The organism is Pseudonocardia zijingensis, assembly GCF_042657305.1.
Lineage (GTDB): Bacteria > Actinomycetota > Actinomycetes > Mycobacteriales > Pseudonocardiaceae > Pseudonocardia > Pseudonocardia zijingensis.
The window spans coordinates 56,047-79,760 of the sequence record NZ_JBHSKO010000025.1; the positions used below are offsets into that span (position 1 = coordinate 56,047).

Annotated in this window: 23 protein-coding genes, 1 tRNA gene and 1 pseudogene; 17 read left to right on the top strand and 8 right to left on the bottom strand. The window is 73.1% G+C overall.

All coding sequences use genetic code 11. The features are described from left to right. The first annotated feature begins 128 nt into the window (after window positions 1–128). The 11 genes from ACFPL3_RS33635 (at window position 129) to katG (ending at window position 13,140) form a co-directional block, all read left to right on the top strand. Window positions 129–1,391 (top strand): ABC transporter substrate-binding protein, encoded by a 1,263-nt coding sequence (locus ACFPL3_RS33635; RefSeq protein WP_343942988.1) that lies wholly within the window; start codon window positions 129–131, stop codon window positions 1,389–1,391. Next, window positions 1,388–2,368, top strand: coding sequence for a branched-chain amino acid ABC transporter permease (locus tag ACFPL3_RS33640; protein WP_343942989.1), 981 nt, complete (start codon window positions 1,388–1,390; stop codon window positions 2,366–2,368). The genes ACFPL3_RS33635 and ACFPL3_RS33640 overlap by 4 nt, the downstream gene beginning before the upstream one ends. After that, window positions 2,365–3,411, top strand: a complete 1,047-nt coding sequence (locus tag ACFPL3_RS33645) for a branched-chain amino acid ABC transporter permease (RefSeq protein ID WP_343942990.1) — start codon at window positions 2,365–2,367, stop codon at window positions 3,409–3,411. The genes ACFPL3_RS33640 and ACFPL3_RS33645 overlap by 4 nt, the downstream gene beginning before the upstream one ends. Then, window positions 3,408–4,139, top strand: a complete 732-nt coding sequence (locus ACFPL3_RS33650) for an ABC transporter ATP-binding protein (RefSeq protein ID WP_343942991.1) — start codon at window positions 3,408–3,410, stop codon at window positions 4,137–4,139. The genes ACFPL3_RS33645 and ACFPL3_RS33650 overlap by 4 nt, the downstream gene beginning before the upstream one ends. After that, the gene (locus tag ACFPL3_RS33655; protein WP_343942992.1) at window positions 4,126–4,827 is read left to right on the top strand and encodes an ABC transporter ATP-binding protein; all 702 of its coding nucleotides are present in this window, start codon (window positions 4,126–4,128) and stop codon (window positions 4,825–4,827) included. Before ACFPL3_RS33650 ends, ACFPL3_RS33655 begins: the two co-directional genes overlap by 14 nt. Continuing rightward, the gene (locus tag ACFPL3_RS33660; protein ID WP_343942993.1) at window positions 4,827–6,161 is read left to right on the top strand and encodes an MmgE/PrpD family protein; all 1,335 of its coding nucleotides are present in this window, start codon (window positions 4,827–4,829) and stop codon (window positions 6,159–6,161) included. Before ACFPL3_RS33655 ends, ACFPL3_RS33660 begins: the two co-directional genes overlap by 1 nt. Next, entirely contained in the window at window positions 6,143–6,763 is a 621-nt protein-coding gene (locus tag ACFPL3_RS33665; RefSeq protein ID WP_343942994.1) for an aspartate/glutamate racemase family protein, read from the top strand. The genes ACFPL3_RS33660 and ACFPL3_RS33665 overlap by 19 nt, the downstream gene beginning before the upstream one ends. Further along, window positions 6,760–8,127, top strand: coding sequence for an FAD-dependent oxidoreductase (locus ACFPL3_RS33670; RefSeq protein WP_343942995.1), 1,368 nt, complete (start codon window positions 6,760–6,762; stop codon window positions 8,125–8,127). Before ACFPL3_RS33665 ends, ACFPL3_RS33670 begins: the two co-directional genes overlap by 4 nt. Next, window positions 8,124–9,599 carry a dihydroorotase gene (locus ACFPL3_RS33675; protein ID WP_343942996.1) on the top strand — a complete coding sequence of 492 codons (1,476 nt, stop codon included), beginning with the start codon at window positions 8,124–8,126 and terminating at the stop codon, window positions 9,597–9,599. The genes ACFPL3_RS33670 and ACFPL3_RS33675 overlap by 4 nt, the downstream gene beginning before the upstream one ends. Continuing rightward, window positions 9,596–10,786 (top strand): CaiB/BaiF CoA transferase family protein, encoded by a 1,191-nt coding sequence (locus ACFPL3_RS33680; protein ID WP_343942997.1) that lies wholly within the window; start codon window positions 9,596–9,598, stop codon window positions 10,784–10,786. Before ACFPL3_RS33675 ends, ACFPL3_RS33680 begins: the two co-directional genes overlap by 4 nt. Window positions 10,787–10,884: 98 nt before the next feature. Next, window positions 10,885–13,140: a catalase/peroxidase HPI gene (gene katG / locus ACFPL3_RS33685; RefSeq protein WP_343942998.1), complete on the top strand. Its 2,256-nt coding sequence runs from the start codon at window positions 10,885–10,887 to the stop codon at window positions 13,138–13,140. Here the strand turns inward: katG and ACFPL3_RS33690 are convergent. Continuing rightward, window positions 13,079–13,825: a hypothetical protein gene (locus ACFPL3_RS33690; protein WP_343942999.1), complete on the bottom strand. Its 747-nt coding sequence runs from the start codon at window positions 13,823–13,825 to the stop codon at window positions 13,079–13,081. The genes katG and ACFPL3_RS33690 overlap by 62 nt on opposite strands. Before the next feature lie 73 nt (window positions 13,826–13,898). Here ACFPL3_RS33690 and ACFPL3_RS33695 point away from each other — a divergent pair, with 73 nt between their 5' ends. Both ACFPL3_RS33695 and ACFPL3_RS33700 read left to right on the top strand, forming a co-directional pair. Beyond that, on the top strand, window positions 13,899–14,531 hold the full coding sequence (locus ACFPL3_RS33695; protein WP_343943000.1) for a GNAT family N-acetyltransferase: 633 nt from the start codon (window positions 13,899–13,901) through the stop codon (window positions 14,529–14,531). Beyond that, window positions 14,528–15,166 (top strand): hypothetical protein, encoded by a 639-nt coding sequence (locus ACFPL3_RS33700; RefSeq protein ID WP_343943001.1) that lies wholly within the window; start codon window positions 14,528–14,530, stop codon window positions 15,164–15,166. The genes ACFPL3_RS33695 and ACFPL3_RS33700 overlap by 4 nt, the downstream gene beginning before the upstream one ends. Here the strand turns inward: ACFPL3_RS33700 and ACFPL3_RS33705 are convergent, their stop codons facing one another. Together ACFPL3_RS33705 and ACFPL3_RS33710 are read right to left on the bottom strand one after the other, a co-directional pair. Beyond that, on the bottom strand, window positions 15,167–15,418 hold the full coding sequence (locus ACFPL3_RS33705; protein WP_343943002.1) for an Atu4866 domain-containing protein: 252 nt from the start codon (window positions 15,416–15,418) through the stop codon (window positions 15,167–15,169). A 68-nt stretch (window positions 15,419–15,486) separates the two neighbouring features. Continuing rightward, a complete protein-coding gene (locus ACFPL3_RS33710) occupies window positions 15,487–16,656 on the bottom strand; it encodes an erythromycin esterase family protein (RefSeq protein WP_343943003.1) in 1,170 nt (389 codons plus the stop codon). Between the two features lie 59 nt (window positions 16,657–16,715). Between ACFPL3_RS33710 and ACFPL3_RS33715 the strand changes: the two are divergent. After that, window positions 16,716–17,423 (top strand): annotated as a pseudogene (locus ACFPL3_RS33715) (TioE family transcriptional regulator). A 56-nt stretch (window positions 17,424–17,479) separates the two neighbouring features. Continuing rightward, complete coding sequence (locus tag ACFPL3_RS33720; RefSeq protein WP_343943004.1) at window positions 17,480–18,175, top strand: response regulator; 696 nt, start codon at window positions 17,480–17,482, stop codon at window positions 18,173–18,175. Here ACFPL3_RS33720 and ACFPL3_RS33725 read toward each other — a convergent pair. Both ACFPL3_RS33725 and ACFPL3_RS33730 read right to left on the bottom strand, forming a co-directional pair. Next, window positions 18,156–18,758 (bottom strand): sortase domain-containing protein, encoded by a 603-nt coding sequence (locus ACFPL3_RS33725; protein WP_343943005.1) that lies wholly within the window; start codon window positions 18,756–18,758, stop codon window positions 18,156–18,158. The two genes, ACFPL3_RS33720 and ACFPL3_RS33725, sit on opposite strands and share 20 nt — an antisense overlap. Further along, complete coding sequence (locus tag ACFPL3_RS33730; protein WP_343943006.1) at window positions 18,755–19,687, bottom strand: excalibur calcium-binding domain-containing protein; 933 nt, start codon at window positions 19,685–19,687, stop codon at window positions 18,755–18,757. Before ACFPL3_RS33730 ends, ACFPL3_RS33725 begins: the two co-directional genes overlap by 4 nt. A 741-nt stretch (window positions 19,688–20,428) precedes the next feature. Between ACFPL3_RS33730 and ACFPL3_RS33735 the strand changes: the two genes are divergently transcribed. Further along, a tRNA-Ile gene (locus ACFPL3_RS33735) sits at window positions 20,429–20,503 on the top strand. Here ACFPL3_RS33735 and ACFPL3_RS33740 read toward each other — a convergent pair. Together ACFPL3_RS33740 and ACFPL3_RS33745 are read right to left on the bottom strand one after the other, a co-directional pair. Further along, on the bottom strand, window positions 20,472–20,888 hold the full coding sequence (locus tag ACFPL3_RS33740) for a hypothetical protein (RefSeq protein ID WP_343943007.1): 417 nt from the start codon (window positions 20,886–20,888) through the stop codon (window positions 20,472–20,474). The two genes, ACFPL3_RS33735 and ACFPL3_RS33740, sit on opposite strands and share 32 nt — an antisense overlap. Window positions 20,889–20,982: 94 nt before the next feature. Next, on the bottom strand, window positions 20,983–21,558 hold the full coding sequence (locus ACFPL3_RS33745) for a dihydrofolate reductase family protein (protein WP_343943008.1): 576 nt from the start codon (window positions 21,556–21,558) through the stop codon (window positions 20,983–20,985). A gap of 121 nt (window positions 21,559–21,679) precedes the next feature. On the opposite strand from ACFPL3_RS33745, the gene ACFPL3_RS33750 reads away from it, so the two are divergent. After that, the gene (locus tag ACFPL3_RS33750; RefSeq protein WP_343943009.1) at window positions 21,680–22,873 is read left to right on the top strand and encodes a YncE family protein; all 1,194 of its coding nucleotides are present in this window, start codon (window positions 21,680–21,682) and stop codon (window positions 22,871–22,873) included. Here the strand turns inward: ACFPL3_RS33750 and ACFPL3_RS33755 are convergent. After that, window positions 22,863–23,711 carry a MerR family transcriptional regulator gene (locus ACFPL3_RS33755; RefSeq protein WP_343943010.1) on the bottom strand — a complete coding sequence of 283 codons (849 nt, stop codon included), beginning with the start codon at window positions 23,709–23,711 and terminating at the stop codon, window positions 22,863–22,865. The two genes, ACFPL3_RS33750 and ACFPL3_RS33755, sit on opposite strands and share 11 nt — an antisense overlap. Window positions 23,712–23,714 lie beyond the last annotated feature (3 nt).

The following is a 23,714-nucleotide window of genomic DNA, read 5'->3' on the forward strand; positions in this document are numbered from 1 at the left end:
GCCGCGATCGACGTGCATAACTCGGTTGTAACCGCTCTTCCCCTTGACCACGTCCGCCAACCAGTGCAGCATCCTCCGCACCAATGTTCCGGCGACCGGAACGAAGCCCCCACCGGGCAGGAGCAGACATGAGGAAGACCTGGATCGCCGCGCTGGCGTGCGCCCTCTCCTTCGGCCTCGCGGCCTGCGGCGGGTCGGCACCCTCCGGCGCCACGGACGACGCACCCGCGGGCGGGGTCAGCCCCGAGGGCACCATCAAGATCGGATCGCTGCACCCGCTCAGCGGCGCGGCCGCGGCCGACGGGCAGCAGATGGACAACGGCGCCAAGCTCGCCGTCGAGACGATCAACGCGGCGGGCGGCATCGCGGCGCTCGGCGGGGCGAAGCTCGAGCTGCTGAGCGCCGACACGCAGGGCAAGCCCGAGGTCGGGCAGAGCGAGGCGCAGCGGCTGGTGCAGGAGGGCGCGGTCGGCCTGGTCGGCACCTACCAGAGCGCGGTCACCGCGAACGTCTCGTCGGTGGCCGAGCGGAACAAGGTGCCGCTGGTCATCGACGTCTCCACCGCCGACTCGATCCTGGAGCAGGGCTACAAGTACACGTTCCGCGTGCAGCCCAGCTCCTCGGTGCTCGGCGCGCAGGCGGCGAAGTACCTGAGCGAGGTCTCCACCGCCGCGAACACCCCGGCCAAGACCGTGGCGATCCTGCACGAGCAGGGCCCGTTCGGGAGCGGGATCCGCGACTCGTTCACGGCGCAGGCGCAGGAGCTCGGCATGACGGTCGGCCCGGTCATCGCGTACGACGCGGCGAGCGTGCCCGACCTCACCACGCAGATGACGCAGGTCAAGGCCGCCGACGTGGACGTGCTGGTGGTGACCGGCTACTACCGCGACGGCGTGCTCGCGGCCCAGGCCGTGCAGACGGTGCAGCCGGGCGTCGACGCGGTGTTCGGCGTGGCCAACGGCGCGTTCGACCTGCCGCAGTTCCCGGCCGAGGTCGGCCAGGCGGGCGAGGGCTTCTTCGACGCGAACTACCACGCCGACATGACCAAGCCCGCGATGCAGGAGCTCGCCTCCCGCTACGAGCAGCAGTACGGCGACGCGATCCGCACCGGTGCGGTGCTCAGCTACGACGCGGTGCAGGTGATCGCCCAGGCGCTCGAGAAGGCCGGGGCGGCCGACCCCACGGCCGTGCGGGACGCCATCGCCTCCGGCGAGGTCGACACATTGCTGGCCAGCGGCGGCCCGATCGCGTTCGACGACACGGGTGAGAACCGCAACGCCATCCCGATCCTCATGCAGGTGCAGGGCGGTGCCGTCCGCCAGGTCCACCCGGACTCGTTCGCCGAGGCCGCTCCGCTCTACCCCGGTCAGCCGGCGCCCGCGGCGCGATGACCACCACGGCACCCGCCGACGCCCCGGCCCGCCCCCGGATCCCCTGGGGGCGGGTGGCGGCCGTGCTCGGCGTGATCGTCCTCGCGATCGTGCTCGCCTACGTGCAGTCGGGCAGCGGCATCGTCGTGTCCCAGGCAGTGATCACCGGGATCCTGGTCGGCGGGGTCTACGGCCTCGTCGCGATGGGCCTCACCCTGATCTTCGGCGTGCTCGACATCGTCAACTTCGCGCACGGGTCGTTCCTCGCGCTCGCGCTGTTCGCCACGTACTGGCTGGTGGCCTCCACCGGGATGCACCCCTACGTCGCGCTCGGCGTCTGTACCGTCCTGATGTTCGCGCTCGGTGCGCTCGTGCAGCGTGGCGTCCTCGCAGGCGCGATGGGTCGGCCGCTGGAGAACCAGCTGCTCATCACGCTCGGGCTGGCGATGGTGGTCGAGAACGCGCTGCTGCTGTTCTTCGGCGCCGACCCGCGCTCGGTCACCCTGCCCGGCGACCGCGGCGTGCCGATCCTCGGCGCGGTGGCCGACCTGTCGCGCATCCTCGCCTTCGCGGGGGCGATCCTGCTGGCCGGGCTGCTGTTCCTGCTGCTGCAGCGCACCCGCCTGGGCACGGCCATCCGCGCGGTGGCAGCCCACCACGTCGGCGCGGAGCTGGTCGGGATCGACACCCGCCGGATCCACATGGTGACGTTCGCGATCGGCACCGCGTGCGCGGGCGCGGCCGGCGCGCTCGTGGCCCCGCTCGTGACGATCGAGCCGACCACCGGCGCCCAGTTCAACATCATCGCGTTCATCGTGGTGGTGCTCGGCGGCATGGGCAACGTCGCCGGGGCGCTGGCGAGCGGCCTGGTCATCGGCCTCGCCGAGCAGGTGGGCGGGCTGCTCCTGCCGGGGCAGAGCCCGCTGCTGTCGGTCTTCATCGTGTTCGTGCTCGTCCTCTTCCTGCGCCCGCAGGGCCTGTTCGGGAGGTCCGGATGACGGCCGCACCCACCATGACCGACGAGCCCGCGCCGCCGGCCGCGCTGCCGCGGCAGCCGTGGAACCGCCACCTCACCGTGGTGGCCGTGCTGGCGGTGCTGCTCGTGCCGTTGCCGCTCGTGCTGCCCGGTGCGCAGGAGGCCGTGGTCGTCCGCGTTCTGATCTTCGCGATCCTGGCCATCGGCTGGAACGTCATGAGCGGTTTCGGCGGCATGTTCAGCTTCGGCCACGCCGCCTACTTCGGCCTCGGCGCCTACACCACGGCCTGGCTGCTCGTCGAGCACGACGTCTCGCCCTGGATCGGGATGGTCGCGGGCATGGCCGTCGCGGCGGGCTTCGCCACGGTCATCGGGTTCCTCGCCCTGCGCTACAGGCTGCGCGGCGCCTACTTCGCGCTCGCGACGTTCGCGTTCGCCGAGATGCTGCGGCTCTGGGCCACGAACAGCGACTTCGTGAACCGCGCCGAGGGCTACCACGTGCCGCTGCTGCCGGAGAACTCGTGGTGGTACCTGCAGTTCGAGCCGGGGTCGCCCAACTACTTCTGGATCGCGCTCGGGCTCACGGTCGCCGCGCTCGTCGTCAGCATCCTGTTCCTGCGGTCGCGGGCCGGGCAGTTCACCCTCGCCGCCCGCGACGACGAGGACGCGGCGGCGAGCGTCGGCATCCCCGTGATGCGCTACAAACTCGTGACGATGGCGCTCGCGGGCGCGATCAGCTCGGTCGCCGGCGCGTTCTACGTGCAGTACTACCTGTTCGTCGACCCCGACCTCGCGTTCGGGTCGAGCCAGTCGATCCAGGCGATCCTGCCCGCCGTGATCGGCGGCGTCGGCACGGTCTGGGGCCCGGTGATCGGGGCGGCCGTGCTCGGCCCGCTGTCCGACGTCACCGCGACGGTGCTGCGCAACCCGCCGCCGTTCCTGGAGTTCCTGCAGGGCCGGGGCGGTCTCGACGTGATCCTCTACGGGGTCCTGCTGATCGTGATCATCCTGCTCCTGCCCAAGGGCATCTACGGGGCGCTGCGCGACAGGTGGTCGCGCCGATGAGCCTGCTGCGCGTGGAAGGGCTCACGAAGTCCTTCAAGGGCCTGCGTGCCGTGGACGACGTCGGTTTCGAGGTGGCCGAGGGGGCCATCCTCGGGATCATCGGACCCAACGGCGCCGGCAAGACCACCACGTTCAACCTGGTGACGGGCGCGCTCGCCCCGGACGCCGGCGCCGTGCACCTCGACGGCACGGACATCACCGGCCGCCCGCCGCACCGCGTGCTCGCCGCCGGGATGGCGCGCACGTTCCAGCTGATGCGCCCGTTCTACTCGATGAGTGTGCTGGAGAACGTCACGATCGCGGTGCTCGCGGGCGGCGGGTCCCGGCGGAACGCGCGCACCACGGCCGCGGAGGTGATCGAGCGGGTCGGCCTCGGCCGGTGGCGCGACGCACCCAGCGAGGGCCTCCCCACGGCCGCGCTCAAGCGCCTCGAGCTCGCCAGGGCGCTCGCGAGCAGGCCACGCGTGCTGCTGCTCGACGAGGTGCTGGCCGGCCTCGTGCCCGCCGAGCGCGAACCGGTGATGGACCTGCTCGACGAGCTGCGCACCCAGGACGGCGTCACGCTCGTGTTCGTCGAGCACATCATGGCGGCGGTCATGCGCCTGTCCGACTCGGTCCTCGTGCTCGACCTGGGGCGGGTGCTCACCCACGGCGCGCCCGAAGAGGTCACGCGGGACCCGCGGGTGATCGAGGCCTACCTCGGGGAGGAGCCCGATGCTGACCGTTGAGGGCCTGTCGGCCGGCTACCACCACCTGCAGATCCTGCACGGCATCGGCCTGACCGTCGGCGAGGGTGAGATCGTCGCCGTCGTCGGGGGGAACGGGGCGGGCAAGACCACCACGCTGAAGACGATCTCCGGGATGCTGGCGCCGACCGCGGGCACCGTGACGTTCCGCGGCGACCCCGCCGTCGGGGTGCGGCCCAGCGAGCTGGTGCGGCGCGGGCTCGTGCACGTGCCGGAGGGCCGGGCGCTCTTCGGCCCGCTCACCGTGCTGGAGAACCTGCGGATGGGCGCCTGGACGCGCGGCGGGAAGCAGGTCGACGACGACCTCGCCGAGGTCTTCGCGCTCTTCCCGATCCTCGCCGAACGCCGCAGGCAGTCGGCCGAGACGCTCTCCGGGGGCCAGCAGCAGATGCTCGCGATCGGGCGGGCGCTGATGGCCCGCCCGCGGCTGCTGATGCTCGACGAGCCGTCCACCGGGCTGTCGCCGAAGCTCACGTGGGCCGTCCTCGACGCCGTGCGGGCGATCCGCGACCGGGGCGTCGCCGTGCTGCTGGTGGAGCAGAACGCCGCGCAGGCCCTCGACATCGCCGACCGCGCCTACGTGCTGGAGAGCGGCAGCATCGTGCTCAGCGGCACCGGCTCCGAACTGGCCCGGGACGACCGCGTCCGCGCCGCATACCTGGGGTTGTGATGGACGCTGCCGGAGCGACGGCCAAGGCCGGGGCGTGGGCCGCCGCGCTGCGCTGGGACGACGTCCCGCCGCGCGTGCGGGAGCGGCTCGAACTGGTGCTGCTCGACACGCTCGGGGTGGCCCTGGCCGGGGCGCGGGAGCCGGAGCAGCGGCGGCTCGTGGAGGCGTGGCGTCCGGCGGACGGCCCCGCTCCCCTGCTGGGCGCGGGCCGCACCACCACCGTCGAGGCATCCGCGTGGCTGAACGCGGCCGCGCTCGTGCGGCTGGAGCTCGACGAGGGCAACAAGTACGCCAAGGGCCATCCCGCGGCGCACGCGTTCCCCGCCGTGCTGGCGCTGGCCGCCGAGCGGGGTGCGTCCGGCCCGGAGACCATGGCCGCGCTCCTCGTGGCGTACGAGGTGGCGAGCCGGTTCGGGCGGGCCACGAGCCTGCGGGCCGGTGCCCACCCGCACGGGTCGTGGGGTGTGGCCGGGGCGGCCGCCGGGTGCGCCCGGCTGCTCGGCCTCGGCGCGGACGACGTCGCGGCGGCGATCGACACCGGGGCCGGGCTGCCGGTCGCGGGCCACTTCGGCAGCGCGCTGGACGGCAACCCGGTGCGCGACGCGTGGATGGCCGCCTCCAACCTCTCCGGCCTCGCCGCCGCCCGGATGGCGCTGGGCGGCGTCGCCCGCAACACCGGAACCGCCGCGATCGCGCTGGGCGAGCTGCTCGGCGGGTTCGACCCGGACGCGGTGGCCGACGGGCTCGGCGAGCGCTGGGACGTCGAGCTGGGCTACTTCAAGCGGTACGCGGCCTGCTCGTTCACCCACCCGGCCGCCGACGTGGTGCTCGCGCTCCGCCCCGAGATCCCGGTCGACGACGTGCGGGAGGTCGTGGTCGAGACGCACGCGCTCGCGGCCGGGCTCACCCGCACGACCTGGGACTCCCGGCTGGGCGCGCTGTTCTCCACCCCGTTCGTCGTCGCATCCGCGCTGGTCCACGGGCACGTGCGCCCGGCAGCGTCGAGCGGCGCAGCCCTGCACGATCCCCGCGTCGAGGCGCTCGCGGCCCGGGTGGTGGTCCGGGAGGCCCCCGACCTCACCGCGCGGCTCCCCGACGAGCGCGCCGCGCGCGTAACCGTCCGGCTCCCGTCCGGGGACGTCACGCGCGAGGTGCCGAACCCGGTGGGCGACAGCGCCCACCACCCGATGGACGCCGCCGCGCTGCAGGACCTGCTGGCGGAGCTGCTCGGCTCCGCCACGGCCATCGAGGTCGCCCGGTGCAGCGCCGAGCTCGCGGCGGCCGGCGACGTCTCGATCCCGCTCAGGAGGCTTGCGTGCGCATCCACGCCGTGACACCGATCCACGTCGACGCCGGCGAGCTGGCCCGCCGCCAGGAGCGCTACGACGCGCTGTGCCCGCCGGGCCTGCACCTCGAGCTGCACGACATCGGCCCGGACGCGCCGCGCGCGCTGGACACCGCCGAGGAGGTCCGCGAGTCCGAGCGGCTCGTCGTCGACGCACTGCGGGCCGCCCCGCCCGGGTACGACGTGCTCCTGCCCGACTGCGTCCTCGACCCCGGCGTCAGCCTGCTGCAGGGCGAGCTGCCGGTCGTCGGCATCCTGCGCCTGTCGATGGGCTGGCAGGTGCTCACCGGACGGCGCGCGGGGGCGGTGGCCCGCAACAAGGCCATCGCGGACGAGCTGGCCGGCAAGGTGGCGGAGTACGGCTGGTCCGGGCAGTTCACCGGCGTCCGCGTGCTCGACCTGGACGTGGACGCGATCGCGGACGCCCAACGCTGGGACGACGCGGTCGGCGGCGCTCTCGCGGCGCTGGAGGGTGACGGGGCGGCGGCCGTCATCAACGGCTGCTCGGCCGTGGCCGTGCCGGAGCGGCCCGGGCTGCCCGTGGTGGACCCGACGGCGCTCGCGCTGCGCGTGCTGGCGGCCGGGGCATGAGCGGGACGGGACCCGACCTCGTCGTCGCGGGAGCGGGCGGCGGGCTCGTCGCCGCGCTGCGGGCCGCGCAGCAGGGCCTCGACGTGCTGGTGGTCGAGGCGAGCGAGCACTACCGCCGCGGGAACAACACCTCGATGTCCACGGCGATGATCCCCGGGGTCGGCACGGGCTGGCAGCGGGCCGCCGGCATCGCGGACTCCCCCGACCTCTTCGTCGACGACGTCCGGCGCAAGACGAAGGGCACCGGGGACGAGCGGCTGGCCCGCGCGCTCGCGGAGGTGAGCCCGCGGCTCGTCGAGTGGCTGGCCGACGACACCGGCCTCGCGCTCTCCCTCGTCACCGATTTCCACTACCCCGGCCACTCGGTCGACCGCTGCCACACGGTGGAGGGCCGGCACGGCACGGTGCTGCTCGACCACCTCGCCGCCGCGGTGGCCGCCTCGCCCCGGATCGACGTCATGGCGCCGGCCCGGCTCGTCGACGTGCGGGTGGACGACGCGGGCGCGGTGCGCGCGGCCGTCGTGGAGACGCCCGACGGCGCCCGCGAGGAGATCGGGACGCCGGCCGTGCTGCTGGCCACGAACGGCTACGGCGCCGACCCCGGGCTCGTCGCCCGGCACTGCCCGGAGATCGCCGGCGCCGTCTACCACGGCAGCGAGACCTCCCGCGGCGACGCGCTGCGCATCGGGGAGGCGCTCGGCGCGCAGACCGCCTTCCTCGACGCCTACCAGGGCCACGCCGCGCTCGCCCAGAAGTCGGCCACGCTGGTCGGCTGGGCCACCGTCATGCACGGCGGGGTCGTGCTCGACCTCACCGGCCGCCGCTTCGGCGACGAGACCACCGGCTACTCCGAGTACGCCGCTGTGCTCGCGGGACGGCCGGACGCCACGGGGTGGCTGGTGTTCGACCGGCGCATCCACGACGCGTGCCTGCCGTTCACCGACTTCCGCCAGACCGTCGACTCCGGTGCGCTCGTCTGGGCCGACGATGCCGAGGCCCTGGCCGAGGCGACCGGGCTCCCTGCCGGCGAGGTCGCCGCGGAGCTCGGCGCGCCGGCCCGGGTCGACGGGGCCGACCGCTTCGGCCGCACCGACTTCGAGGCACCGCTGGAGCCGCCCTACGCGGCGGTCCGCGTGGTGCCCGCGCTGTTCCACACCCAGGGCGGGCTCGTCGTCGACGGATCCGCCCGCGTGCTCCGGACCGACGGCGCCCCGATCCCCGGGCTCTACGCCTCCGGCGGCGCCGCGGCCGGTATCTCCGGCCACGGCGCGTCCGGCTACCTGGCCGGCAACGGCCTCCTCCCAGCGCTGGGCCTGGCGTTCCTGGCCGCCGATCACGTCGCCTCGACGGAAGGACCCCGATGAAGAAGATCCAGACCCTGATCACGAACGTCACCGTCGTGCGGCCCGACACCGGTGCCCCGGACGGGGACAGCCTGGACATCGGCATCGCGGACGGGAAGTTCGTGCGCGTCGAGGCGGGCATCCCCGCCGAGGAAGCCGAGACCGTCGTCGACGGCCGCGGCCTGCTCGCCTTCCCCGGTGGCGTCGACGCCCACCAGCACTGGGGGATCTACAACCCGCTGGCGGAGGACACCGCCACCGAGAGCCGTGCGAGCGCGCAGGGCGGGGTCACCACGGGCCTGACCTACATGCGCACCGGGCAGTACTACCTCAACCGCGGCGGCCCCTACTCCGAGTTCTTCCCGCAGGTGCTCGCGAGCAGCGCGGGGCGCTCGTACATCGACTACTCCTTCCACCTCGCGCCGATGTCGAAGCAGCACATCGACGAGATCCCGGCGATCGTCGAGGACTTCGGCGTGACCTCGTTCAAGATCTTCATGTTCTACGGCAGCCACGGCCTGCACGGGCGCTCGTCGGACCAGAGCTCGTTCCTCATGATCCCGCCGGACGAGCGCTACGACCTCGCGCACTTCGAGTTCGTCATGCGCGGCATCCAGGAGGCCCGGGAGAAGCTGACCGACGTCGCCCCGTACGTCTCGCTGTCGCTGCACTGCGAGACCGCGGAGATCATGACCGCGTACACGAAGCTCGTGGAGCAGGACGGCACGCTCGAGGGCCTCGCCGCCTACAGCGCGTCGCGCCCGCCGCACTCCGAGGGCCTCGCCGTCACGATCGCGTCGTTCCTCGCCGACGAGACCGGCCTGCCGACTATCAACCTGCTGCACCTGTCGTCGCGCAAGGCGATGAAGGCCGCCATGCTGATGGCGAAGACGTTCCCGCACGTCGACTTCCGCCGCGAGGTGACCATCGGGCACCTGCTCGCCGACATCGACACCGCCAACGGGATCGGGTCCAAGGTCAACCCGCCGATCCGCTCCCGCGAGGACGTCGAGGCGCTGTGGGAGCACGTGCTCGCGGGCGACGTGAGCTGGGTCGTCTCCGACCACGCCTGCTGCAAGGACGAGACGAAGTTCGGCGACCCACGCGAGGACGTCTTCGCCGCGAAGTCCGGCTTCGGCGGCGCGGAGTACCTGCTGCCGGGCCTGGTCAGCGAGGGCCGCCGGCGGGGTCTGTCGAACCAGCGGATCGCCCAGCTGACGTCGTGGAACCCCGCGCAGCGCTTCGGCCTGGTCGGCAAGGGCACGATCGCCCCCGGCTACGACGCCGACCTCTGCCTCGTCGACACGTCCTCGTCGTGGACGGTGCACGCCCAGGACTCGCTCTCGACGCAGGAATACACGCCGTTCGAGGGTTTCGAGCTGGGCGCGCGCGTCACCGACACGTGGGTGCGCGGCCACCACGTGCTCGACCGCGGCAACGTCGTCGGCGACCCGCAGGGGCAGTACGTGCGCCGGCCCCAGACCAACCGATGACCGGCCCGCTCGAGGGGATCCGGGTCCTCGACGCCTCGACGATCCTCGCCGGACCGCTGGTGGCTCAGATCCTCGGCGACTACGGGGCCGACGTCGTGAAGATCGAGCACCCCACCCGCGGCGACGGGATGCGCGGCCACGGGCTCGACAAGGACGGCGAGCCGCTGTGGTGGAAGATGATCAGCCGCAACAAGCGCACGGTGGGGCTCTACCTCGGCGACCCCGACGGCGCGCAGGTCTTCCGCACGCTCGCCCGCACGGCCGACGTCGTCATCGAGAACTTCCGGCCCGGCACCCTGGAGCGCTGGGGCCTGGGCTACGACGTACTCTCCGCGGACAACCCCGGGCTGATCCTGCTGCGCGTCACCGGCTTCGGGCAGCGCGGGCCGTACGCGAAGCGGGCGGCGTTCGGCACGCTCGTGGAGTCGATGAGCGGATTCGCCCACCTCACCGGCCAGCCCGACGGCCCGCCCACGCTGCCCGCCTTCGGGCTGGCCGACTCGATCGCGGGCATGGCCGGAGCCGCCGCGGTGTCGATGGCGCTCTACCGGCGCCAGCTCGACGGCCAGGGCCAGGAGATCGACCTCGACCTGCTCAGCCCGATCATGACGGCCGTCGGGCCCGGCGTGATCTACGCCGACCAGCTGGGCATCGACCAGGAGCGCACCGGCAACCGCTCGACGTTCAACGCGCCGCGCAACACCTACCGCACCGAGGACGGGCAGTGGGTGGCGATCTCGACGAGCGCAGGCAGCATCGCCCACCGCGTGCTGGAACTGGTGGGCCACCCCGAGGTCACCCAGGAGGCGTGGTTCGCGACCGGCCGCGGGCGCGCCCAGCACGCCGACCTGCTCGACGAGTACGTCGGGAGCTGGATCGCCGAGCGCACTCGCGACGAGGTGACCGCCGCGTTCGAGGAGGCAGGCGCCGCCGTCGCCCCGATCTACCGGCCCAGCGAGCTCCTCACCGACCCGCAGGTCCAGGCCCTCGACATGATCACCACCGTGGACGATCCGGAGCTGGGGCCGGTGCGCATGCAGAACGTCGTGTGGCGGATGGGCCGCACGCCCGGCAGCATCCGCTCGACCGGACGCGCCCTGGGCGCCGACACCGACGAGGTGCTGACCGGGGCCGGCCTCTCCGAGAGCGAGGTGGCCGCCCTGCGCGAGCGGGGCGTGGTGCGCTGACCAGGTGTTCTCCCGCTGGGACGTGACGCGGGCCGTCCGACGTACTTACGCTGGGTGGGACGTTGCAGGACGGGACGAACCAAGGGCGGTTCCCCACCATGACCGAAGTGCAGAGCCCCGGCACGGCGCCGGGTCCGGTCCGCAACGACGCGGGCGGTCTCGGCCTCCCCGCCCCGGCGGCACCCAGCGGACGGCCCACCCGGGGCGTCACCAACCACGACTGGTGGCCGGGCCGGGTCGACGTCGACGTCCTGCGCAAGCACGCCCCCGCCTCCGACCCGATGGGCGAGGAGTTCGACTACGCCGCGGAGTTCCAGACCCTCGACCTCGACGCCGTGGCCCGCGACATCGACGAGGTGCTGACCACGTCCCAGGACTGGTGGCCCGCCGACTTCGGCCACTACGGCCCCCTCGTGCTGCGGATGGCCTGGCACTGCGCGGGCACCTACCGGGTGCGCGACGGCCGCGGCGGCGCGAGCGCCGCCATGCTGCGGTTCGCCCCGCTGAACAGCTGGCCCGACAACCGCAACCTGGACAAGGCCCGCCGGCTGCTGTGGCCGGTCAAGAAGAAGTACGGCCGCAAGCTGTCCTGGGCCGACCTGATGGTCTTCGCGGGCAACCGCGCCCTGGAGTCGATGGGCTTCAAAACCTTCGGCTTCGCCGGCGGCCGGGAGGACGTGTGGGAGCCCGACGAGGACGTCTACTGGGGTCCCGAGCACGCCTGGCTCGGCGACGAGCGCCACGACGGCGTCCGTGACCTGGAGGAACCCCTGGCCGCCGACCAGATGGGCCTCATCTACGTCAACCCGGAGGGGCCGAACACGGTCCCGGACCCGCTGACGTCGGCCCGGGACATCCGCGACACGTTCCACCGCATGGGCCTGAACGACGAGGAGACCGTCGCGCTCATCGTCGGCGGGCACACGTTCGGCAAGACCCACGGCGTCGCCGACCCGGAACGCCACCTCGGCCCCGAACCCGAGGGCGCCCCGATCGAGGACCAGGGCATGGGGTGGCGCAACAGCCACGGCACTGGGAAGGGCGCGGACACCGTCGCCAGCGGGCTGGAGGGCACCTGGACGCCCACCCCGACGCAGTGGGACAACACCTTCCTCGAGAACCTGTACGGCATCGAGTGGGACCTGGAGCTGAGCCCGGCGGGGCTGTGGCAGTGGCTCCCGCGCGGCGGCGCGGCGGAGGGCACGGTGCCGGACGCCCACGACCCGGAGAAGCGGCACCACCCGACGATCCTCACCACGGACCTCGCCCTGCGGCTCGACCCGATCTACGGGCCGATCTCGCGCCGCTTCCTCGAGCACCCCGACCAGCTGGCCGACGCGTTCGCGCGCGCCTGGTTCAAGCTCACCCACATCGACATGGGGCCGATCCAGCGCTACCTCGGCCCGCTCGTACCGCAGGAGCAGCTGATCTGGCAGGACCCGGTGCCGCCCGTCGACCACGAGCTCGTCGACGCCGCCGGCGTCGCCGCCCTGAAGGAGCGGGTGCTGGCCTCCGGGTTGTCGGTGCCCGACCTCGTGTCCACGGCGTGGGCGGCGGCCTCGACGTTCCGCATCAGCGACCGGCGCGGCGGCGCCAACGGCGGCCGGATCCGCCTCGAACCGCAGCGCAACTGGGACGTCAACGACCCCGACGCGCTGGCGCGCGTGCTGCGGACCCTGGAGGAGATCGCGGAGTCCTCCGAGCAGCCGATCTCCGTGGCCGACCTCGTCGTGCTCGCGGGCTGCGCCGCCGTCGAGAAGGCGGCCGCGGATGCCGGCGTCCCCGTCGAGGTGCCGTTCACGCCGGGCCGGACCGACGCCTCGCAGGAGCAGACCGACGTCGAGTGGTTCGCCGCGCTCGAACCCACGGCCGACGGCTTCCGCAACTGGCGCGGCAAGGGCGCCCGCCTGCCCTCGGAGCACCTGCTCGTCGACCGGGCCAACCTGCTCACGCTCACCCCGCCGGAGATGACGGTGCTGGTGGGCGGCATGCGGGCACTCGGCGCCACGCACAAGCAGTCGCCGCGCGGCGTCCTCACCGCCACCCCCGGCAGGCTCACCAACGACTTCTTCACGAACCTGCTCGACATGGACATCACCTGGGAGCCGCGCGCCAAACACTCCGACACCTACATCGGCCACGACCGCGACAGCGGTGAGGTCCGGTGGACCGCGAGCCGCGCCGACCTGATCTTCGGCTCGCACTCGGAGCTGCGGGCGCTCGCCGAGGTCTACGCGAGTGACGACGCGCGCGAGAAGTTCGTGCGCGACTTCGTGGCGGCGTGGGTCAAGGTCATGAACCTCGACCGGTACGACCTCGCCGACAGACGAACATCCGGTCCTCACCGGAGCTGACGTAGGAGCAGCCGGTGGCGCGCAGCTCGCTCTCCACGCCGCTGTCGGCCAGCGCCGCGCGCAGCTCGTCCAACGCGGGGAAGGCCGTCCCGGACGTGTCGTGCACCGGGAACACGCGCACCTCGCCGTCGGTCACGCGGGCGAGCTCCACCAGGCAGCGGTGGTGCTCGTCGAGGTCGAACACCTCGGGGTAGACGAACAGCAGGAACCCGCTCACCGCCAGACGGAAGTGACCGTCGTCGAACGGGAGGTCGGGCAGGCTCGCGGCCACGTACCGCCGGCCGTCGAGGGCGAAGTCCGCGGCGAACTCCTCCAGCCCGCGCCGGAAGAACGCGTCGACGGCGTTCGGGGACACCAGATAGCCCCAGTTGAAGTTGTCGGGCCGGGCCCGGTGCCACGCCACCACCCGGTCCAGGTCGGCCCGCGCCCGCGCCAGCAGCTCCGCCCGGTCCGCCGCGTAACCGGGATCGACGCTCACCGCCGTGCCGCCGAGGGCGCGCAGCTCCGCGCCGAACGACGCGGCACCGCCGGGGCAGTCGAGGATCGGTCCCGCCACCAGCTCCTCGTCGGTGAGCAGGAACATGTCGCGGTAGGCCTCGAGCGGGCGCGACGTGACGGCCAGCCCGCCGAGCTGCCCGCCGGCCGCGACCGTGCTCGTCGACGGGGTGTCCGGTCGTGTGTTCACGGCTGGACGAGCGCCGGAGCCACCGCCGAAATACGGTTGTCCGCGCCGCTCCGGTCGCTGGCAGTCTGGGCGTGTGTCCCGCTGGACGCCGCGCCTGCGGCTCGACCCGGTCGGCCCGGCCAACGCCGAGGACCTGTGGCTCGTGCACGCCGACGACCAGGTGTGGCCGTGGTACCACGACGATCGGCCCAGCATCGAGGACGCGCGGGAGTGGGCCGCGTCGATGGCCGGCTCGTGGCGCTCCCACGGCGTCCACAAGTGGATCGCCTACGACCGCGCGGGCGGCGAGGTCGTCGGCCGCGGCGGGCTGTCGCGCACGCCCGCCGACGACGACTGGGGCCAGATCCACGCGTTCCTCCCCGACCGGCCGTGGGTGCGCGAGGTGCACGCGGCGCGCTCGCCGTTCCCCGCGCACGCGCACTGGCTCGAGATCGGGTGGGCCCTGCGCGGCGGGTACCGCGGCCGCGGCTACGCGGCCGAGATCGGGCGCGCCGGGCTGGCGTACGCCTTCGACGTCCTCGGCGCGCGCGCCGTCGTGTCCTGCACCGTCCGGCACAACACGCGCTCCCGCGCCGTCATGGAGCGCATCGGCATGCGCTACGCCGGGGAGATCCGCAGCCGTGGCCGCGTCGAGGGCGTCGCCGGGGAGCGCGACGACGCGCCGTACGCGGTGTGCGTGCTGCTGCGCGAGGACCGGGACCGGTGACGGCCCTTCCGCGGGACCGGCTCCGGCACGTCTACTGGATCGGCGGCGGCAGCGGTGCCGGGAAGTCGACGATCGCGCATCGGCTCGCGGCGCGGCACGGGATGACGGTGTACGCGACTGACGACGTCATGGCCGACCACGCGCGCCGGAGCACTCCCGAGACCGCGCCGGAGCTGTGCCGCTTCCTCGGCATGAGCATGGACGAGCGCTGGGTGACCCGCACACCCGAGGTCATGCTGGAGACGTTCCACTGGTTCCGCGGCGAGGCCTTCGACCTCGTCGTCGAGGACCTGCTGCGACTGCCCCCGGGACGCGGCGTCGTCGCCGAGGGGTTCCGATTGCTGCCCCACCTGGTGGAGCCACTGCTCACCGACCCGAGCCAGGCGATCTGGCTGCTCCCGACACCCCGGTTCCGCTGGTCGGCCCTGAACAGCCGCGGCACGTCCTGTGACATCCCGGGCCGCACGAGCGACCCGGAGCGCGCCCAGCGCAACCTCCTCACCCGGGACCGCCTCTTCACCGACCGCCTCGCCGCGGAGACGGCGAGCCGCGGCCTGCCCGCCGCCACCGTCGACACGGCGACGAGCGAGGAGGAGCTCCTCGCGCTCGTCGCGGAGCGGTTCGGGCTCGCGTGATCAGGACTCCCGGTACAGCACGAGGTGCTCGTGGTGGAGCACCCCGTCGCGGATGTCGCCGGTGGCCGTGAAGCCGGTGTCGTCCACGTAGTCCAGGTGCGCGCCCGTCACCGTGTACCGGCCGGTGTACGCGCCGGCCCGGTCGCCGCGGGCCTCGTCGTAGCGGCCGTCGGCGCGCAGCTCCTGGCGGATGTAGCCGTCGGCGGTGACCCACATGCCGACGACGTCGACCGCGTTCTCGGTGTCGCTCATGCCGTCCACGGTGCAGGCGGCCGCTCCCCGGTGGCAGGGTGCGCTTCTCCCAGGGAGCGGGCGGCCGGTCACCCCCGTCCGACGTCCCGGACGAAGACGATCCCGTCGTAGCGCGGCAGGTGGGCCGGGTCGAGCGGGGCGTAGCCGAACCAGGGGGACATGCGGGCGACGAGCCCCGTCGGATCGAGATCGGCGGGGTCGACGAGGCACCGCAGCGTGGGCAGCGCGGACAGGCGCCCCTCGATCGTGGTCGCGGGCGGTTCCCCCACGCCGTGGTGGTGGATCGTGCCGAGGGCCATCGCCAGGAAGCCGTACTCCTCCCCCAGGTGTGCGTCCACGAGCGCCCCGGCGCTCCACCAGCTCACCCGCAGGTCGCCCATCGCCATCGAGCTCTCGTCCCGCTGGAGGTGGGCGTTGTGCGCGAAGGCCAGCACCGGTCCCCGTTCGGCGGCGGCGAGGAGGTTGTCGGCCATCATCCGGTCGCGCAGGCCGCACAACCGGGACACGCGGTGCGGCGACGGGTCGGCCATCCCGTGGTGGTAGCGCAGCAGCCCGGTGGCCGTGCGCCCGTACAGGCGGGCCCGCTCCCAGTCGTCGCGCGACCCCGTGGCGAGCAGGCGCGGCGCTTGCGTGGCGAGCACCGCCACGAGGTCGTCGGCGACCAGCCGCAGCTCCCGGGCCTCGGCCGACCGCCCGATCGACCGCGCCGGGTCCATCATCGCGGCGGGCTCGGTCCACCGGTCGTCCGCGCCGAGGAGCCGGTCGAGCGTCTCCGCGGTGCACGGGAGCAGGTCCTCCCCCAGCCCCTTGGCGAGGTAGTCGTGGAGTGCGGTGAGGGCCTGCCGTGGGCTCGCGGCGCCGGTGATCTCCAACGGGCCGTCGGCGCCGGCGAAGCGGACCTGCTCGGCCGCGGGCCGTCCCTCGTTGTGCTCGCGCATCCACCGCACGAGCTCGCGGTTGGCCGCCGACGCGCCGAACCCGTGGCTGAACCCGCGCTCCATGACCTCGTCGAGGCTGCCCGCGCCCGAGGTGACGTGGTCGTCCACGAGCAGGCCCGCCATGCAGTCGCTCTCGAGCGCGACCGTCCTATAGCCGTGCTGCTCGACGAGCTCCCGGAAGAGCGCGTTGCGCACGTCGAGCAGGTCGTCCTCGCCGTGCGTCGGCTCGCCCAGGGCGAGCAGCCTGGGCCGGGCCGGGAACTTCGCCATCACGGTGGCCGCGTCGATGTCGGTGGTCATGCCCGTCAACCGTATCGTTGAACCCTCGGTTGGAACTTTGGCTGGAAAAGTGCAGGACGATGGCGCGAAACCCTCAAACCCGGCTGCGGCCGGTCGACCTGGCTCGCGCGCACGGGTTGTCCACCCAGGCGGTCCGGAACTACGAGGAGACCGGCGCCCTGCCGGCCGCGGACCGCACCCGCCACGGCTACCGCACCTACACCCCGCTGCACGCGCAGGCCCTGCGCGCGTTCCTCGCGCTGGTGCCCGCCCACGGCCACCGGAGCGCCACGGCGATCATGCGCGCCGTGCACGCAGGAGACCCCGACGAGGCGTTCCGGCTCATCGACGAGAGCCACGTCCAACTCCTCGAGGACCGCCGAACCCTGCGCGCCGTGCAGAACGCGCTGCGCGACCTGGAGCCGGTGGTGGTCTCGGAGCGCGGCGTCACGTTCATCGGGCCGCTGGCCCGCAGGCTCGGGATCCGGCCCGCGACCCTGCGCGCGTGGGAACGCGCGGGGCTGGTGCGCCCGCACCGCGACCCGCACACCGGGTAACGCGTCTACGACGAGGCCGACGTGCGCGACGCCCGCATGGTCCACCAGCTCCGGCGGGGCGGCTACCTGTTGGAACAGATCGCCCCGCTGATCGACCAGGTGCGGGCGGCCGGAGGGCTGGAGCCGCTGGACGCTGCTCTGCAGGAGTGGAACGCCCGGCTGGCCGCCCGCGGGCGCGCCATGCTCGCGGGCGCGGCCGAGCTGGAGGCGTACCTGCGCGACGCGCGGTAACGCGAGCACCACGGTGGGCGACTCACGGCGAGATCGAAAGGAGCCTCGGAGTCCCCATGCTTCAGCAGATCGCCGAGCTCGTCGGCGTGGTCGTCTGGCCGACGGTGCTCGTGTTCGTGGTGCTCCTCTTCCGCCGCTCCCTGCGCGGCCTCATGGAACGGGACAACTTCTCGGTCAAGGCACCCGGCGGGTTCGAGCTCTCCGCGAGCCGGCGCGCCGAAGCCGCCGTCGCGCTCGCCGACGCGACCCAGACCAAGGACGGCCAGCCGGTCAGCGCATCCGCAGCCCTGGAGACGGTGGACGACGCGGCGCGCACCGTGCAGCGCGCCGGCGTGGCGCCGCGCATCCTCTGGGTGGACGACGTGCCGAGCAACAACCGCTACGAGCGCAACGCGCTGGCGGCGATCGGGATCGCGGTGGACCTCAGCACCTCCACCGACGACGCACTCGAGCGGATCCACGCGGGCACGACCTACGACGTGATCATCTCCGACATGGCCCGCCCGCCGAACCGGCAGGCCGGCTACGAGCTGCTGGAGAAGCTGCGCGCCGAGGGGAACCGCACCCCGTACATCATCTACGCGGGGTCGACGAGCCCGGACCTCTTCGACGAGGCGGTCCGGCGCGGCGCCGAGGGGTGCACGAACCGGCCGCAGGAACTGATCGACATGGTGCTCAACGTGCTGCGCCGGAGCCCGTCCGCGCAGGCCGCGTCGGCGCGCACGCGGTCCGTCACGGGGCGAGCGTCGTGAACGCCACGACGTTGTCGACGTAGTGCCCCGTCGCCTCGTCGAACGCCCCGCCGCACGTCACGAGGTTCAGCCGGATCGCGTCGTCGGCGAGGTAGATCCGCTCCCCGGGGAACTCGTCCTTCGCGAAGGACTCCACCGACTCCACGACGAACCGCAGCCGGTTGCCGCCCTCCTGGTCGACGAACACCTCGTCGCCCGGCGCGAGCGTGGCCAGGTCGGCGAACAGCCCCGGCTGCCCCTTCTGCCCGGCCGGCGTGAGCCCGTCCACGTGGGCGGCGATGACGGCCGAGCCGCGCTGGCCCGGCTTCGTCTCGTCGCCGTCCTCGGCGACCTTCCCGCCCGCGTACCAGCCGGCGATCTCCGGCTGCTCGACCGGCGGCACCTGGATGGTGCCGTCGGGGTTCAGGCCGAGGTCGATCAGCTCGGACTCGGCGCCGAGCTTCGGGATCGAGACCGCCACCGGGTCGGCGACCACGGGCAGCGCCGGCGACGCCGGTGCCGGGGCGGGCACCCCGGGCGTGGTGGCCGAGCACCCGCCGACCAGGAGGGCGGCGAGCGCCACGAGCCCGACGACCGGCCTCACCGGCCCGCTCCGGTGGCGACGCCGCCGACCGGGACCGGGATGGAGTCGCCGTAGGAGTGGTTGCTCACGGAGACCGTCCTGCCGCCGCTCGACGAGTCGCCGTCGCCGTCGCCGTCCTCGCTGTCGCCGTCGTCGCCGCGGCCGTTGTCGTCGTCGTGGTCGCCGGAGCCGCCCCACTCGCAGCCGATGCCGTCATCGTCGGCGTCGAGGTGGCTCGCGTAGCCGTCCTCCCACCAGTAGATCGGCGCTGCGCCCGCCTCGCGCGCCTCGGCGCAGTTCTCGTAGCGGACGCCGTCGTGGTCGCCGGGACCGTCCCACTCGCAGCCGATGCCGTCATCGTCGGCGTCGAGGTGACCGGCGAAGCCGTCCTCCCACCAGTAGATCGGTGCCGCACCCGCCTCCCGCACCTCGGCGCAGTCCTCGTAGCGGACGCCGCCGTCGTCGCTCCCGTCGTCACCGCCGTGGTCGTCCGGGTCGTCGTGGCACCACCCGGGGCGCCCGACCACGAAGGCGGCGTCCTCGACCTCGAGCTCGACCTCGGCGGGCTCCTCATCGCTGCTGTCACCGCTGTCATCACCGCTGTCGGAGTCCTCGTCCGGCTCGGGCTGCGGCTCGGGATCGTCCAGGTCGGGCGCCTCCGTGGGTTCGTCACGGGGCAGCGTCGGCTCGGGCAGCTCGATGGACGGCGCCTCCGTGGGTAGCGGCGCCACGACGTCCGGCTCCGGGACCGGGGTGACGGGTGGCTCCACCGGCACCGTGGTCACCGGCGGCGGGGGCAGGGTCGGCACGACGGGCGGCGGAACGACCACCTGCTCGTCGTCACACCGTTGCGGGTACGGGTCTGCAGCCGGGTCACCTGCCCACGCGGGCGTGGTCGCCATGGCGAGCGAGATGAGCGTGGCGGCGGCCACGAGGGCGGTCCTCGTCAACGTGCCTCTCCTGTCGAGCGGAAAAATCTGGGGGATCGCAGCGCGTGACACGCCGATCGGGGAGCGTGACTACCGAGCAAGCAAGTCGACGTCGCGCAGCGCGCTGTTACGCGGCCCGAGCGGGAGCGGCTTCGCACCACCGGGGCTCCTGGTGCGTCTGGGCGGGCGTGCTGCTGTGTCCGACGTCCTCCCCGTTCCGCCGAACGGCCGCTGAGCCGACGACCGCTGCCAATGCGGATAACGATCTCGTTGCGGCGGATCGGGGGCAGGTTCCGCGGAACCCGGCGGGCGCCCGGGTGGGCGGGGATGGCGCAAATCGACGGCGGCTCGCGTCGTGACCAGCGATCCTCGGTTGGGCGGGCGTGCGAGGTGCTCGCCTCACTCTTCCGGACTCGTGGACGAGCACGTCTCGTGGGCTCGCGCTGACGCGGTGATCGGGCCACCGCACACACCGGGTGGGGACGGCGCACACCGCCCGCAATGTGCGGTCCCGACTCGGTTTGTGCGGTGCCCGGTGGCGCCGGGTGGTCGACCTCCAGAGGTGCATCCGGACGCGGCTCCCGCAACGGCCTCGCCGAGCAGCACTCCAGCGTGGTGGCCACGACCGCGACGTGCTGCTGACCTCCCGGTGATCCGCTCGAGCAGTACACGGCGGCATCCACCGCGACGCTCGCGTGCGACTCGCGGGGCTGGGCGGCTGACGTCCTCAGCGCCGCGAGGGTTCGGTAGCCTCGCGGCGCCGGGGCGGTAGCTCAGCTGGTCAGAGCAGCGGACTCATAATCCGTCAGGTCGTGGGTTCGAACCCCACCCGCCCCACCGGCTTCACCTGCACGTGTGCCCCAAGCGGCAGGTGCCGAGGCACCTCTCGCGGGACATCCAGGGGACAGCGGCCACAAGCAGGGGCTGCGTTCCGGTAACGGGGTCGAGGGTTCCGGGTTGAAACCGCCCGACCCCACCCCACCGGCACCACCGCGAGCACCCCGCACACGGCCGCGAAACCGCGCGCCACCCAGGGCCCGTGCTGCTCCACGAACGTCGTGTACGGCGGATCGGCCGGCCTCGTCGGATACACGTCGTCGGCAACGCCGACCGCGTAGCCCAGCACGCCGATGCCGGCGACCAGCACGCCGGCACCGGCCCAGAACGCCGCCTGCCGGCGCCACGACCGCGGCGGGTCGCTCGATGCCGTCTCCTCGTCCACAACATCCCCCCGAGCGCCCGCATTCGTCCCACCGGCCATCCGCATCCGTAGATTCCGGCGCGCGCTGATCGGTTGGGGCTGATCGCGGCTCTCGTCAGTGGGGGGCCACCCGATAACGCAGGTGCGTGACACCGGGCGCCTCGAGCACCCGGATCACCTCGAGCTCGATGCGGTCCGCATCGAACAGCCGCCGCCCGGCACCGAGCACGACCGGGATCAGGTGGATCTCCATCTCGTCGAGCAGGCCCTCGCGCAGCAACGCCTGCGCGAGCCCGGCACCGTGCACCATCACGTCCTTGTCGCCGGCGGCCACCTTGGCCTCACGCATCGCTGTGGCGGCGTCGGGCACGTAGTGGACCCAGTCGCTCTGCGGCGCAGGCGGCACACCGCGCGTGGGTACGAAGATGGGAACACCGTGGTGGTCGCCGTTCCAGTGGCCGGCGTAGTCGAACGTCTTGCGACCCACGACGACCGCCCCCGTCGCCATCAGCTCGCTGAACACCTGCCCGCTCGGCCCCGGGGGGTCGAAGTGCGGCAGGTCGGACGTGGGATCACCGAGCCACTCGTGCAGCCGGAGGCCGCCGTCCCCGAGCCCGTTGCCAGGGCCGTCGCCCGGTCCGGCGATGAACCCGTCGAGCGACATGGACATGTACAGCACGGACTTCGCCATGTGGTCTCCATCCCCCAGCCACCGGGACTGTGTCAGGTGCGGCGCCGGGGCACCACCGGCTGCGTCGTGATCGCGGGCGACCTGACGAAATGTTCGCGCCGAGCAGGGCGACTGGACACACGTGGAGCATCGGCACCGGAGCGGTGGTGCAGTCGTCGCGCTGATCGCGCTCGCCTCGGCGTTCCTGGCTGCGTGTGGCGCCGCCGCGGCCCCACTGGAACCGGATCCGCCTGCTGCCGCGGACCCACCGGCCGCCGCCGCGGCCGCGGACCCGGACGCCCTGCCGGGCATGCCACCGGTCACCGACCGGCGCAACGTCTATGCCGACGCCGGCGCCGGCATGCTCTCGCCCACCGTGCGGTCGGCGAAACCGCTGGTCTACGTGCCGCACACGAAATCGGGTGAGGTACGGGTGATCGACCCGGCCACCTTCGAGACGGTGGGCAGGTACCGGCTGGGCGGCGAACTGCAGCACGTCGTGCCGTCCTGGGACATGACCACGCTCTACGCCACCGACGACACCGGCAACAAGATCGTGCCGTTCGACCCGGCCACCGGCACCCCCGGCGCCGCGATCCCGGTCACCGACCCCTACAACATGTACTTCACCCCCGACGGCACCGTCGCGATCTCCGTCGCCGAACGACTGCGCCGGCTGGTCTTCTACGACCCCCACACCTGGGCCGAGCTGGGCGAGCTGCGCACCCCGGACTGCGCCGGCATCGACCACGCCGAGTTCAGCCCCGACGGGCGCACCGCGGTGTTCACCTGCGAGTTCGCCGGCCGCGTCGCCGTGGTCGACGTTCCGGGCCGCAGCCTGCTGCGGATGATCGACATGCCGCACCGCAACACCAGGATGGGCCCGCAGGACATCAAGCTCGCCCCCGACGGCTCGGTCTACTACATCGCCGACGCCCAGCAGAACGGGCTGTGGGTCCTCGACGGCGCCGCCACCGCCGTGATCCGGGAGATCCCCACCGGGCACGGCGCGCACGGGCTCTACCTCTCCCGCGACGCCACCCGGCTCTTCGTCACCAACCGCCACGAGGGCTCCGTCAGCGTGCTCGACGCCTACACCGGCCAACCCGTCACGAAGTGGCACATCCCCGGCGGCGGCAGCCCCGACATGGGCAACGTCACCGCCGACGGCTCGCAGCTGTGGCTCTCCGGCCGCTACAGCCGCTCGGTCTACGTGCTCTCCACCGACGACGGGCACCTCATCCGGAAGATCGCGGTCGGCAACGGCCCGCACGGGCTCTGCGTCTGGCCGCAACCGGGCCGCTACTCCCTCGGGCACACCGGCATCACCCGATAGATCCGGCCCCGTTCTCCAGATACAGGGTTTCGCCTTCTGCACGTGCTCGGCACGCGGCCCGTGTGCGTCTGAGCATGTGCGCGGGCAGACGGTCTTGCAGTTCTTCGTCGGTGCACCAGGCCCAGCCGCGGAGTTCCTCCGGCGGCAAGGTGATCGCGGCTGCTTGTTCGGACGAGAGCGTGGGGCCGTCGTAGACGAACAGCAGCCCCTCGATGCGATCGGGACCGGGTGGGACCCAGTCGACCACCAGCAACCGCCCGGGCTCGACGGGCAGATCGAGTTCGTCCCGTACGGCTCGTGCCGCCGCCGAGAAGGGCGACTCGTCCGTCCGGACGACGGCACCGGGCAGCAACCAGTACGGCCGGTAGGTCGGCTCGACCAGCAGGACGCGGCCGAAATCGTCGACGAACTGCGTGCCGGCCGCCACCCGCTTCTTCGGCAGTCCGGCGAGGTATTCGGCGCGCTCCGGCGTCATCGCCTCGAACAGGTCCTCGGCGGGCATGTCGGTCCCTTCTTCCAGGTGGTCGATCGTGGCGGCCACCGTCCCCGCCAGCCGGCGGAGCCGTTCCCACTCGTCGAGCAGGCGGCGACGATGGCGGCGAAGCGCCTCGACGGGATCGCGCTCGGCGTCGACCACGTTGCCGATCGTCGCGAGGTCCATTCCCAGTTCGCGGAGGAGCAGGATCTGCTGCAGCCGCAGCAACTGCTCGCGTTCGTAATAGCGGTAGCCGTTGGCGCCCACTCGGGCCGGACGCAGGAGCCCGATCTCGTCGTAGTACCGCAAGGCTCGGGCCGTTGTCCCCGACGCGCGAGCTACTTGCTGTATCGACCAGCCCATGTT